The sequence below is a fragment of the Paenibacillus kobensis NBRC 15729 genome, from assembly GCF_004000825.1.
GTDB lineage: Bacteria > Bacillota > Bacilli > Paenibacillales > Paenibacillaceae > Paenibacillus_T > Paenibacillus_T kobensis.
In genome coordinates this window covers 1-12,356 of sequence record NZ_BILZ01000058.1, presented here as the reverse complement: position 1 = coordinate 12,356, position 12,356 = coordinate 1, and the positions used below count along the sequence as shown (strand labels likewise).

Genomic DNA, 12,356 nt, shown 5'->3' with positions numbered 1-12,356 from the left:
ACCCCGACCTCATACGGTCGGGGGTTGCATGGTGGAGGCGAAGCGTGGCTGTGCAAAACCGCAATTCGCCGGAGTGTGCTCTTCTTCGCTCCTATTAAAGCACTCGTCTGGCGTAGGGCAGCATTCGAATAGCACTGGCGACAATAAAGCAAACGGCGACAGAAAGAGCCGAGACGATAATCCATTTTATGATCGCCGGCAAGCCGACTCCATGAAAAGCCATAGTCCATCCCACAACAACCGGCGGATGAATCAAATAGACCGTATAAGCATTGTCAGCTAACCATTTAGACACTGCGTTCGTCTTATTGAATCTTTTTTGGAAATAAGAAAGCAGAAAAATAATGATTCCTAAACAGATGAACGGCTCCCACATCGCGTAGAACAAGGCCTGAATGTTAAACCCGCCCTCAAAATGAACCTCTCCCTCTAGCCCTCCGGTTGCAACGAGTCCAAGAGGCATAACGGGAATCATACTAACCGCGACCCACTTCCAAATCCGTTGTAATTTCTTCGGGATTTGTTCCAGCCATCCCTGTCTTTGTGCGAGAATACCTGCAATGAAAAGCAAAATATAAGATGGGAAGTAACCCAACTGCAATTCCAAAGGCCCCGTGCCCGTCGGATAAACCAGACGTACGGCGAAAGCGATGAATCCAAGAGCAATCGCCACTACAACCAATGTCTTTCCGTTCGGAAATGTGATCGATTTCTTCTGAAGCCTATCTCTTGACAGGAGTCGGAACAGAATATAGAGCAAGGTGAAGTAAATGGAGGCTTCCAGAAACCAAGCAGGACCAAAAAACGTCCAACGAAAGCTCCAAACGTTATCTTTGTAAAACTGGGCCAATGTCTGTATTTCTCGAAATTTCGCATACCATATCGTCATTGGACCGATCACAAAATAATAAATGAGCAGAGGAATCCCCAGACGTATTAGACGCCCCCTAAGAAACCGGAGAGCTCCTTTCTTCTCATACGATATCGGGAAGAAGTACGAAGAAATAAAAAAGAAGAGTCCCATGAAAAATGACTGGCATATTGCCGTAAAGATCGTTAACAGAACAATCGTTGCATTGACCTTACTTTTATCTACATCTTCCAGGATCCAAGACCCGGATGCTCCGTAAGCAATAGAAGTATGAAATATGACGAGCAGGATAGTCAGGAACACTCGTATGTTATCCAGGAAGAACAGACGCTGTTTCAAATGATGGAATCCCCTTTTCGTTTTTCCACATCATATCATACATATATTTCCTTTAATATATTTAATTAATCAAACAAATCTAGCATAAGATTCTAGTTATGAATGGAGTGAACCGCTGACAGCAAGACAAGACTTATGAAGCAAATTATACAGCGAAGGACCGAGACGCTTGCCAACATGGCAAGCTGTCCCGGCCCTTCGCGGATTAGACTAGTTAACAACACGCCACCCTGCGAATGAGCGGCTTTTCTCGTATTAATCGCTTGCCTTGGCAAAAAACCAGACGCAGAACATCCTGGTAATCCAGAACGACAACCCGATCGTGATTAGCGACACATACCATTCCCAATGAATATATTCGATCAAGTCGGTATAAGTCTCGATGATCACCTCCATGACCGTTAGGACGATACTGTAGACCGCGTAATAGCCGAGTTGGATCGGGATGGAACGGCCATTCGGGTACCGGACATTGAAATAGGCGCACATTAACGGAAACGCGAAATATTCATACGAGAAGCTGGTCCGGTTGACGGAAGCGAATTCCCGAATGGGGTATTCGATCAGCCCCGCTTGCACAACGACCAAGCCGATCAAGAACGTAATGGCCTGTTTGAATAAAAAGGCTGCGACCGCCAGCCGGATTCGATCTCTCGGAATGAGGAAGATCAGCCCCGCGCTTATCACATAGACCGATGCCAGAATCCAATAATCGACCCTCACAGCACCCTCCGCCGATCCGCCCGAAACAGCGTCCGCTTCTTGAAGAACCAGTCACAGAATGACAGAGATGTATAGTAGAGCAGCCATAGATACAGCCACATCCCGTACGTCGTTATCTTCCCGTACTCAAGCAAGCCCGTATATTGCTCGATCAAGCCATCGAATATCGTCAGGCAGGTGATCCACAGCACGAGCATTGTCGCTCTCCGAGCGAGACCAGCCTTCTCCTTGCGCCGGCTATAGAACACAGCGAACAGTGCCGGATAAAAAAAATAATTGATGGTAATGCTCAGATCCGTCGCCTTCGGAAACTCTCGAACAGGCGCACTTAACAGTCCATACCGGAAAGCGAACAAATCGCAGAGCCAGATGATCGCTTGTAATACTAGTAGTGCCAAGGCCCCCTCCCGGCGCTTGTTGGACGGAATGAATACGACCAACACCAAGGCGCCTGACAACCACATCAGCACTAGGACTAAACGCTCCACCCACATACGATTAGCCCTCCCTCCAGCCCGAAGCTCCACATGGTGGTGCTTCGATATAAGGAGTGTGTTCTGTTTATTACCACAATATTCACTTGGCAGCCCTAGACTGGCGCTGGTTGCGATGCCCACAACAAAAACCCACTGCCTCCTGCGGCAGTGGGTTCTCGTCTCCCCAAATGTAAGTTATATTTTATGCAAATCAAGAATGAAGATAGCTGCCACGATGATGAGTGTTACCAACAGGATTACAGTTCCGAGCGTACGGTGCCCCGTTGTATACAAAGCCGCCGATGCTCCCATAAAAATTATGAACGTCCTGCATGCCTAATGGTTGTCAAAAGACAACAATCCACAACCTTGTACGGTTGTGGATTGTTGTTTGAGCCGAGGAGTGTTAAACCCCTGTCGGGAAGATTACATATTCACAGCTTAATCTGGAGAGGGCTCGTATTTACGACCACTGCCAGCATTTTTTCGCCTCTAATCATCTCGGATTGGCATAGAGAGCATACGGGAACGACGGAGAAAACAAAATTATCTCTCATCCATCCGCGACAGTTTTCTTCTGTACAAGACCATATGGCGGTTAGCGCCTCGGGAATATCTTCCAGTGATCTTTTTCGAGAATAATACAATTGTGCATCCCTCTTTCTCCTTGAAATGATGTAGCGATAAAAAATGCCCCAAACGATATTTTCGTTCGGGGCTCCCAGTTCTAACCTACAGTTTTACGACACCCTCGGCTTGTGGTCCGCGGTTGCCCTGCACGATATTAAATTCAACGCGCTGGCCTTCATCCAAAGATTTGTAGCCATCGCCAGCGATTGCACTGAAATGTACGAAGACATCGTCTCCGCCCTCTACTTCAATAAAACCGAAACCTTTTTCTGCATTGAACCATTTCACTGTACCTGATACCAAATGAACTACCACCTTATTTATAATTTACATGTCCTTCATATCGAAGAAGAAACAAAAAAATCACATGTCGCACATGGTTATTGACTCGAAGAATAATAACCCTCCACGATATGTGAATTCAGTCATGACTTGTATATACTCATCATATCACGTAACGCCTTAAATAGCTAATACCAATCGGGCCCAAGTCCAGCACAAGACACCCTCATATCCCGGCACTGCCGCCAACCGCGATACAGCCCTCCCGAATATTCAAGCGTTTCGATAAAGCATACAGGAATTATTAATTAGGGTGTATTGCCCTTCAGGTAACTTTTCACTTAATAATTGATTTACTAAAACAGCCTGAAACTTATGTAAGTTATCTTTGAAAGTAAGATTTGCAAAGGTATATTTTTCATTTGGCCATATTTCATTAACATCAAACAAACCTATCATATCCTCTTCAATTGCTACTCCACCGACGCTAAACTTTAACTCTCTATAGAATGAGATTAATAAACAGATGATCTCATCGAGTTCATCATCTCTTATACCTGGCTGTTTCCACTCTGGAGCATCATCTTTATCTCCAAAAAAACACATTGAAAATGATAATAACTCCTCGCTAATTTTCTCAACAAACAGTAAAGCTCTCCGTTCTCGGGTTGTGTGCACAGTTAAATTGATCTCTATTCGATGAATCATTACGCTATTGGGATCATCACCATCAAAAGGATAACCTTTGTAAAATTGCTGAATATATTCCGCTGGATTGTGAACCTCTATTTTGACGTTAGTGTTGTTCAGTTTAGAGATGACTTTTTCAATTTTTGTTGGTTCATTCAAAATAAAGCTAAGTACTAAAAACGGGCCACCTTGTAACCAACAACTCATTAATAATCACCTCACAAATTATAATACCACTTATTGGAACTGGCCTGCCCATTAACTTGATTGAATAACTTTGTGTATATGGATAAAAGGACAGCTAAGGCATCTTAATCGCCCTTGCTGTCCTTTTATTAACTAACCAAACTGTTATTGTAATCCACCATGTAAGTATGTTGTGATCGTTTTTAGTAAGGTTGGCGGAGGCGAAACGTGGCGTGACTGTGTAAAACCACAACTCCCCTCCTCCATTGGCTATTGTTCGTACAATCGAAGTAACTCTCTTGTCTTAGCCTGTTCGGGATCTAATCCGAGTTCAGCACGCCTCTCTTTCATACATGCGACAATCATCTCTTCGTTACATTCGCGGGCATTGTCGCAAGTATAACAATAACGAAGCATTTGCTCGGTTAGATCGGCGTTATTATTTGTCCTCACCATCTTAATCACTCCTAATATTTGCTTGAGATAACTCATTAATGGGCGTTTGCTGTGCCGGCAGGAGGCTTCATTGTACCGCCAACGCCACGCTTCTTAACCTTGAATGTTTTTCGAAGAAGTGGGATCAGGTAGTAGTCCAATCCATAACGTCCTGCGTTCGTACCTGCGAAGAGCACGATGCCTCCGATAAGGACGAGCCAAGGGTTCGTGTTGAGCGTTCCGGCAAACATGAACATGAAGTTCATTAATAGTCCGAAGAATGCTGCCGCGGCCGTCAATCCCCCGAGAATCAATCCAGCCCCTACGAGGAACTCGCCAATCGGGATAAGGATGTTAAACACCTTAACGTTTGGCAACGCGAAGTGTTTGATGAAGTATACAAAGTTCGGATAAACCAACTCTTGAGTCGTTTTATCGGCGATCGGCTTATTGATTGCGTTATTCAAAAAACCTGCGGCATCGAATCCGCCCGTCAGCTTGTGCCAACCTGCTTCAATCCATTGATATCCAAGGTAGACACGAACGAAGATCATAAGCATTGCTGCGTATTTATTCTCTCTAAGCCATGCTAACATGACAATCATCTCCAATTTAATTGTGAATGTTTTCACAGTATATTTTAAAAAATTTATGAGCTTTCAATTTACTTGATACGCTTTGATTGCTTGCTAGATGGACGAGATCGCTCGGATCGTGAACGTTTCTGAATAAAGTTTTTCATGATAGGTACATCCTTTCTTCTTGTTACTTTGTGTTGCTTGTCGCTTGCTCCTTACATCTACAATATAGCAGGGGTTGGCGGATCAAGATGTGAAATTAATCACAGTCTCAAAAGTAATCTGTCACTGAGCTAATAAAGTTGTTCTTTGTCATACGGCTTGTTTTACGGCTCATTCGGGAGGAGAATCGGATATCCGAAACAGCTAAACAGCCTTGCTGCACACGACTCTGGCAGAGATGGTCTGACCGGAATTTATCAAGAGATTACTGAAATCGCTGCTAGCATGGGAAGTTTGATTAAGCCTCATTTTTTCGGCGGTTGCACAATTTATTGAGAAAAGCAAACTGAAACAGCAAAAACCCACTACCTCATGCGGTAGTGGATTTAAATGGTGAAGGCGATCCGTGGAGATTCAAATCCACAATTCGCCGCCTTCTGATGATAAGGATGCTCGGAGAGGCTTCTTATGATTCCCCGTGTAATGATATTTCGGGGCTGCCGCCCTTTCGCTTCAATAATTCGGGAAGCATGACGCCGAGCAACACCGTCAAAACCCCAATCCACTGAATACCGCTGACATGCTCATGTAAAACAACAGCTGACAGTATAACAGCGACGGGTAGCTCGGCAGCGCCCAGAATGCCTGTCAAACCTTCTCCGATGCGCGGAACTCCGATTGCGAACAACACCGGAGGGAGGAATGCCCCGAACAATCCGAGCATGAGACCGAACGGAAGCAGCCCGTCTAGAAGCTCACCGTTGACCAGGAAGCTCGGTGGGAACAAGACAAACACGAACAGCATTCCTCCAGTGATCATCCATGCGCTTCTGTATACCGAATGTATAGAAGGCACTGCTTTCCCGTTGAGCAGAATAAATATCGAATAGCTTATTGCAGACAAGAAACCAAATATGACACCTACCCAATTGAACCCGGCAAACCCCTGATCCAGTATGCCCGCCGCAAGCAATGTTCCTCCAAGCAGAATGACCAGTGCGAGCAACATGATGCCGTTAGGACGCCGTCGCTGTCCAACCGATTGTATCAATACTCCCATCCACGTAAATTGGAATAACAATAAAATAGCGATCGAATTGGGGATATAGTGTAGGGATTGGTAGTACAATAACCCTGTTATGGCCGTAGGAACGCCGGCTGCCATTAGGATGACGCGTTGCTTCCAAGAAGGGCTCGAAGCCGATGAGTCGTCCCTCGATTTCAATTTCCTGTTTTTCCATTCCTTCAATTTCATGAATAGAACAAGAAGCCAGGCCAATATGAATCCCGCCATCAGTTGACTTCCTACGACTTCCCCAAGCGTATATCCTTTGCTGTACGCTTTCGTGACGATCGTCGATAAGATACCGTAACAGATAGCCCCTAACAAAACCACCAGTCTGTATTTCATCTCTCCCCTACATCCTCTCTCGATGATCTTCGCTGCTTTTAAAAAAACAAAAAACTTCCTTGCTGTGAGTATAGAATCGAAAGAACGCGATTCCATATTCGTAGCAAGGAAGTTAAGGCTTCCCGTAGAGACCCCCGCCCTATATTTCGCAGGGTTATACGAATTTATGATGTTCATACAATTAAAAAAAAGCAACAGCGATTATCATAATGCTTACGCTCGTTATTGTCAACCTGTTTGCGACCCCAAATTCCGACAACGAACCTGCGTGCTCACGATATTTTAGCTTCGGTAAAGGTTCGGTGATGCAAACATGAGGTGAGATGTTGGCCATCGACATTAAGGACCGCTATCATTAAATGAAAAAGACAGAGACGCAAAAAAGCAGAAATCCACTACCTCATGCGGTAGTGGATTTACATGGTGGAGGCGAGGCGTGGATGGGTAAAACCACAATTCGCCGCCATGTATTGAACCCCTGTCGGGAGGTTTACATATTCAAAGTTTAATCTGGAGAGGGCTCGTATTGGTGACCACTGGCAGCATTTTTTCGCCTCTGACCATCTCGGATTGACATAGAGAGCATACGGGAACGTTGGAGAAAACAAAATTATCCCTCATCCATCCATTACACTTTTCATCTGTACAAGACCATATGGGGGTGGATACTTGGGGAATTTCTTCATGCGGTCTTTTTCGAGAATAATACAATGTGCATCCCTCTTTCTCTCCTTGAAATAGATGTAGCGATAAAAAATGCCCCAAACGAAATTTTCGTTCGGGGCTTGAAGCTCTAACCTACAGTTTTACAACATTCTCGGCTTGTGGTCCGCGGTTGCCTTGCACGATATTAAATTCAACGCGCTGGCCTTCATCCAAAGATTTGTAGCCGTCGCCAGTGATTGCGCTGAAATGTACGAAGACGTCGCCTCCGCCCTCTACTTCAATAAAACCGAAACCTTTTTCTGCATTGAACCATTTCACTGTACCTGTTTCCAAATAAATTACCACCTTATTTATATTTACATGACCTTCTTATTCGATAAGAAATAAAAAATTCACATATCGTACAAGGTTATTACCTCTAAGAAAATAACCCTCTACGCTATGTGAATTCAATCACGCTTTTGATATATACATCATATCACGTATCGCCTTAAATAGCTAATCCTAATGGGGCCCAAGTTTTTTCCATAAGCTAAGGTGTAGACAAAGGCGTATTGTAACAGAAGTTTGGAGTGGTTGCATGCTATTTATGCTATCGTAATTTATCGGTTCTTTTGCGAATCTGTTCCGGCGGCAAATCCCACTAGCTTTTTACGCTTCGCATCCCACAACCGGTATTGGAGGGAACGAAAACTTTTAAAGAGACCAATGGTTGGAGCCGACTGGAAAGCCGGATTTTGCTCGTGCGCAGCTTGCAGGTGGTAGTTCGGCACTTTGGGGCTCAAGTGATGAATATGATGAAACCCGATACTTCCTGTCATCCATTGCAGGATTTTAGGCAGTTTATAGAACGAACTGCCCTGCAGCGCGGCCGTTTCATAATTCCAAGAATCGGATTCTTCGAAATAGGTATCCTCATATTGATGCTGCACATAGAACAGCCATATTCCAGCCATAGCAGACAAGTAAAGAATCGGGCCTTCCACCAGCAGTAAAGATTCCCAACCTAAGAACCAATAGAGTACTCCCGAGACCACAAGTAGTATTAGGTTCGTCGCATAGGTGTTGCGACGCTCTCTCCGTCCCGCACCCTTTCGATTCAACCGACTTTGTACAAAAACCAAGTATAAAGGACCCAACCCAAACATAATCAACGGGTTTCGGTACATTCGATACGCGATACGTCTGAACAAAGGCAGGGCTAGGTATTCATCAACGGTAAGCGTCGTAATATCTCCCGTACCCCTCTGATCCAGATTCCCGTTGCCAGCGTGGTGAATATTATGCTCGTATCTCCATTTGTAATACGAAAAGCCGGTCAAGCACCCCGTCATGATACCAACGATTTCATTCGCCTTTCGGCTTCGAAAGAAGGAATGATGACAACAATCATGAAACAAGATAAAGATTCGAACCAAAAAACCAGAAGCCACCACATCTATCAGAAGGGATAACCACACGGAAACAGACAAACTTAGATACGACAATAACCACAGCGCCAAAAACGGAATGATGGTATTGGCTAACTGCCACAAACTTCTACGGAGTTCTGGCTTCTGGTAAAGCAGAACATCTTCTCTCCAACCCACAATTTCATACTCCTTACCATATAGGCTTTAATAACATTTGCAAAATATAAAGCCGTTCTCCCAGCGCATAATGAAACGCTAGAAAAAACGGCTCAATTTGTTCGAGAAATAAACTTTTTCTTTAAATATACGTTAATTTTGCCTAAACAGCAAACCGTACTCGACAGCGAAAATAGTGCACCAGGAACTGACAGTGACAACTGAAAGTGGATCAAGCGAATTTCGGATACAAAGAGTATGTGGAGCTAATTCTGAAAGTGCCCTTCGGGGAGGTCAACAATTGAAGGGGGAAGAGCAAAAATCCACTACCTCATGCGGTAGTGGATTTACATGGTGGAGGCGAGGGGATTTGAACCCCTGTCCGAAGATAACGCCACACAGGCTTCTACGGGTGTAGTCACAGATTTGATGTCACCCAGGCCGACGCCCTGTAACCGGCTTCGATCTAGGTCAGCCTGATTGTCTTCTTCAGCACACCCCAGGCGGAGATGTGACAGCGTATCCCACTAAAGTTGGGCCCTCATCCCGGTACATGGGCGATACAGAGCGAGAGCACGCGAGCAGGTTATTAAGCTGCTACAGCGTAAGAAGTGTTAGCTTTGCCATTTAATTGGCTTTAGCGTTGATGAAGTGGACGCGTCCCCACTACCCGCGACCCATGCTCGAACTACCCCCGTCGAATCCATAAACGCCCCCGATAAGTTGGCATAACCGGTTGTCGCTTGCGCGATCCGTTAGCCTGCAAGGCGAACTCGGATGGGTCGGCACGAATGCCGTTCATAGCGAGCACGAATGCTTAAAACATAATCATAATGCTTGTATAATCATCAGCAACATGATGCGCGCCGCTGTTGATAAACTCAGTATAGCATGTCTTCCGCTATTATGGTCTAGTCGGTTGCTGGCATTCCTGCCAACACGCCGTTAACTTGTCCAATATTACGCGGTTGAAGTTCATTATATCAACAAGAATCCGAGATTGCAATTACCGGGCAACCTTCTGCTTCTCGCGCAGCGCACGTTGAATGTCGCGCTCTGCATCGCGTTTGGCTGCGGTATCGCGTTTGTCATAATTCTTCTTACCCTTACCAAGACCAATCAGCAGCTTCGCATAACCGTTGCGAACGTAGATCTTAAGCGGTACAATCGTGTACCCTTCCTGCTTGGACTGGCCGAGCAGCTTATGAATCTGCGTCTTGTGCAACAGCAGCTTGCGCGCGCGTGTCGGATCCGTCGGGTTGTGCCGGTTCCCTTGCTCAAACGGGCTGATATGCATGTTATTGACGAACATCTCGCCATTGCGGATCGTTGCGAAAGCGTCGTTGATGTTGGCTCTGCCATTGCGGACCGACTTGATCTCCGTACCGGTCAACACGATGCCCGCTTCATACGTCTCCTCGATGAAATAGTCATGCGATGCCTTCTTGTTCTGTGCAAGCGGCTTCGTTTCATGCTTCTGCTTCGCCATGCTATCCACCTTCTCCTCGTCTGAATTCAGGCTGCGGTATTAGCCGCCAAAGCCAATCAACTAGAAATCTATTGTAGCAACTTTCCAACTCGAATTCAAGGCACCCCAAAGCTTACCGCTCCCGCATGGAGACCGTACACACATAATCCCCCGTCCAACAGGAGATACCAATACAGCCGCAACAACAACAACAACAACAACAACAAAGAACTCTCATCATTTCACTCACGAACACTTAAGGAGGCGTCATCCATCATGTCCCGCAGAGACCACCGTAATTCCCGCCGAGACAGCGCGAAGAAACAGCAAGGCCACGGTACCCAGAATACGCAGTCGAAGACTGGCGATGCGAAAGACTCGACCGGCGACTAATATCGAATTTCTCTTGGAGGAGAAACCAACCTGATGAGAACGAAGCACCGGATGCTTGCAGGCTGCATGGCATCACTGCTGTCAGTCATAGCTGCAGCGTTTCCTTACGCGCACGCCGATGCCTCATTAGGCATCGAAGCGCAGCGCGATAAGGTCGTCGCTACCGCTCTCGAGCTGCAGGATAAAGTGAAGTATGTTCATTGGCAGGATCGTCAAGAGATGGTCGCGCCTTATAAAACAGACTGCTCCGGCTACACCTATCTCGTGTACAGACTGGCGAACGTAGGCGTGAAGCTGATCAACCGCGACGACGATGATCAGAGCCATGTCGGCAAGCTCGTAACTTGGGGTAATTTCGAAAAAGGCGATCTGCTCTTCTTCTGGAACGACCCGAATAACAAAGGCAATGTCGGGCATGTCGGCATCTATATCGGCAACGGCCGAATGATCCACAACGCCGATATCGGCAAAGACGTGGTGATCTCGGACGTCAACTCGAGCTTCTATCGAACACGTTTCATCGTCGGGCGGCGCGTAATCTATTAATGCTGCGTACGATTCATACCGTTGGATTTAACTTAGTCATGCCTCTCTCGTTGTATTTCATACAACTGGCGAGGCATTTTTGTGCTCCCAGGGCTAGGTTCATTGCAGTTTGTACAACCGCCTCCCCCTCGAATCGGACATAATGAGTATTTTCGCGCCCCATCCTCTGGATTCAGTTGTACGTAATACAATGAAACCCACTCTCCCACACTGCCAACTATCCCTTCATTGTACAAAATGCAACCAACGAACGTCCGCCCACCTTATCCGCATTACAAAAAGGGTCGGCACGTCCAACCAGCCATTAGCCGATGGGGTGCAGACCCTTGCTTGTTACATGAATTCGGCAGTCAGCTCAGCCGCGCTGCCTTATTTGCGGTTCTTCCGGACGAATGCAGCCGTTGCGTTACCGCCGCCTCCGCTGCCGCCCTTCTTCTTGCGCGGCGGGCGTCCGCCGCCTGGAGTGCCGGATGGACCTCCGGCTGCCTCACCGCCGCCTCCTCCATTAGGGCGGTTACCGCCTCCGCTGGAGCGGTTGCTGCCAGCGGCTTGATTGCCGCCGCCGTTATCGCCGGAACTCTTCCGGCGCCCTTGCCCTGGGCGTCCGCCTTGGCCAGGACGTCCGCCTTGACCGCCGCCTCCGCCGCCAGGCGCTCCGCCCCGGCGTCTGCCGCCGCTGCGTCGGCCGTTGTCCGGACGGTACGTGCCGTCATCGGATTCGCCGCCGTCGTCACGACGCGGATTGTGCGTCGTCGGCACCGGCAGGCCCCACATATCGAGCCTCGGCGCCCGCCGCGTACGCTGCGGCTTCGAGCTGCTCCACTCCACGCCCGTATCCGGGCGCTCCGCTGCGCCGCCGCTCACGGCTTCGCCCGCTCCTGCGCTCGCTGCGCCCCGCGCGCTGCGCTCGCCCGCGTTCACCGCGCCTTCGC

General features: G+C 47.3%; 13 protein-coding genes, 1 other RNA gene, 1 pseudogene and 1 riboswitch. Of the genes and pseudogenes, 1 reads left to right on the top strand and 14 read right to left on the bottom strand.

Annotated features, from left to right (window positions below; genetic code table 11):
• Positions 1 to 94: 94 nt before the first annotated feature.
• The 13 genes from PKO01S_RS23720 to smpB all read right to left on the bottom strand — a co-directional run bounded on the left by PKO01S_RS23720 (position 95) and on the right by smpB (position 10,506).
• Positions 95 to 1,210: an acyltransferase family protein gene (locus PKO01S_RS23720; protein ID WP_127533929.1), complete on the bottom strand. Its 1,116-nt coding sequence runs from the start codon at positions 1,208 to 1,210 to the stop codon at positions 95 to 97.
• Between the two features lie 255 nt (positions 1,211 to 1,465).
• On the bottom strand, positions 1,466 to 1,933 hold the full coding sequence (locus PKO01S_RS23715; RefSeq protein WP_127533928.1) for a CBO0543 family protein: 468 nt from the start codon (positions 1,931 to 1,933) through the stop codon (positions 1,466 to 1,468).
• Complete coding sequence (locus PKO01S_RS23710; RefSeq protein ID WP_127533927.1) at positions 1,930 to 2,427, bottom strand: CBO0543 family protein; 498 nt, start codon at positions 2,425 to 2,427, stop codon at positions 1,930 to 1,932. The genes PKO01S_RS23715 and PKO01S_RS23710 overlap by 4 nt, the downstream gene beginning before the upstream one ends.
• Before the next feature lie 416 nt (positions 2,428 to 2,843).
• Positions 2,844 to 3,056, bottom strand: coding sequence for a cold-shock protein (locus PKO01S_RS23705; protein ID WP_127533926.1), 213 nt, complete (start codon positions 3,054 to 3,056; stop codon positions 2,844 to 2,846).
• Between the two features lie 85 nt (positions 3,057 to 3,141).
• Positions 3,142 to 3,342 carry a cold-shock protein CspD gene (gene cspD / locus PKO01S_RS23700; protein ID WP_127533925.1) on the bottom strand — a complete coding sequence of 67 codons (201 nt, stop codon included), beginning with the start codon at positions 3,340 to 3,342 and terminating at the stop codon, positions 3,142 to 3,144.
• A 252-nt stretch (positions 3,343 to 3,594) separates the two neighbouring features.
• On the bottom strand, positions 3,595 to 4,218 hold the full coding sequence (locus PKO01S_RS23695) for a hypothetical protein (protein ID WP_127533924.1): 624 nt from the start codon (positions 4,216 to 4,218) through the stop codon (positions 3,595 to 3,597).
• Positions 4,219 to 4,688: 470 nt separating this feature from the next.
• Complete coding sequence (locus PKO01S_RS23690) at positions 4,689 to 5,228, bottom strand: DoxX family protein (protein ID WP_127533923.1); 540 nt, start codon at positions 5,226 to 5,228, stop codon at positions 4,689 to 4,691.
• Between the two features lie 610 nt (positions 5,229 to 5,838).
• On the bottom strand, positions 5,839 to 6,783 hold the full coding sequence (locus PKO01S_RS23685; protein ID WP_127533922.1) for an EamA family transporter: 945 nt from the start codon (positions 6,781 to 6,783) through the stop codon (positions 5,839 to 5,841).
• A gap of 81 nt (positions 6,784 to 6,864) precedes the next feature.
• Positions 6,865 to 6,965: riboswitch (purine riboswitch) on the bottom strand.
• A 316-nt stretch (positions 6,966 to 7,281) separates the two neighbouring features.
• Positions 7,282 to 7,494, bottom strand: a complete 213-nt coding sequence (locus tag PKO01S_RS23680) for a cold-shock protein (protein WP_127533921.1) — start codon at positions 7,492 to 7,494, stop codon at positions 7,282 to 7,284.
• Positions 7,495 to 7,581: 87 nt separating this feature from the next.
• The gene (gene cspD, locus PKO01S_RS23675) at positions 7,582 to 7,782 is read right to left on the bottom strand and encodes a cold-shock protein CspD (protein ID WP_127533920.1); all 201 of its coding nucleotides are present in this window, start codon (positions 7,780 to 7,782) and stop codon (positions 7,582 to 7,584) included.
• Between the two features lie 269 nt (positions 7,783 to 8,051).
• Positions 8,052 to 9,038, bottom strand: coding sequence for a fatty acid desaturase (locus PKO01S_RS23670; protein WP_246070702.1), 987 nt, complete (start codon positions 9,036 to 9,038; stop codon positions 8,052 to 8,054).
• 331 nt (positions 9,039 to 9,369) lie between these two features.
• Positions 9,370 to 9,734, bottom strand: a transfer-messenger RNA (tmRNA) gene (ssrA, locus tag PKO01S_RS23665).
• A gap of 289 nt (positions 9,735 to 10,023) precedes the next feature.
• The gene (gene smpB / locus PKO01S_RS23660) at positions 10,024 to 10,506 is read right to left on the bottom strand and encodes an SsrA-binding protein SmpB (protein WP_127533918.1); all 483 of its coding nucleotides are present in this window, start codon (positions 10,504 to 10,506) and stop codon (positions 10,024 to 10,026) included.
• Between the two features lie 405 nt (positions 10,507 to 10,911).
• Between smpB and PKO01S_RS23655 the strand changes: the two genes are divergently transcribed.
• Positions 10,912 to 11,424 carry a C40 family peptidase gene (locus tag PKO01S_RS23655; protein WP_127533917.1) on the top strand — a complete coding sequence of 171 codons (513 nt, stop codon included), beginning with the start codon at positions 10,912 to 10,914 and terminating at the stop codon, positions 11,422 to 11,424.
• Positions 11,425 to 11,793: 369 nt separating this feature from the next.
• Here PKO01S_RS23655 and PKO01S_RS28935 read toward each other — a convergent pair.
• Positions 11,794 to 12,356, bottom strand: a pseudogene (locus tag PKO01S_RS28935) (ribonuclease R); the annotation flags it as partial.

Excerpts from the sequence above, each read along its gene's own strand:
- PKO01S_RS23710 (WP_127533927.1), bottom strand. The coding sequence starts at position 2,427 with ATGTGGGTGGAGCGTTTAGTCCTAGTGCTGATGTGGTTGTCAGGCGCC.
- PKO01S_RS23695 (WP_127533924.1), bottom strand. The coding sequence starts at position 4,218 with ATGAGTTGTTGGTTACAAGGTGGCCCGTTTTTAGTACTTAGCTTTATT.
- PKO01S_RS23690 (WP_127533923.1), bottom strand. The coding sequence starts at position 5,228 with ATGTTAGCATGGCTTAGAGAGAATAAATACGCAGCAATGCTTATGATC.
- PKO01S_RS23685 (WP_127533922.1), bottom strand. The coding sequence starts at position 6,783 with ATGAAATACAGACTGGTGGTTTTGTTAGGGGCTATCTGTTACGGTATC.
- smpB (WP_127533918.1), bottom strand. The coding sequence starts at position 10,506 with ATGGCGAAGCAGAAGCATGAAACGAAGCCGCTTGCACAGAACAAGAAG.
- PKO01S_RS23655 (WP_127533917.1), top strand. The coding sequence starts at position 10,912 with ATGAGAACGAAGCACCGGATGCTTGCAGGCTGCATGGCATCACTGCTG.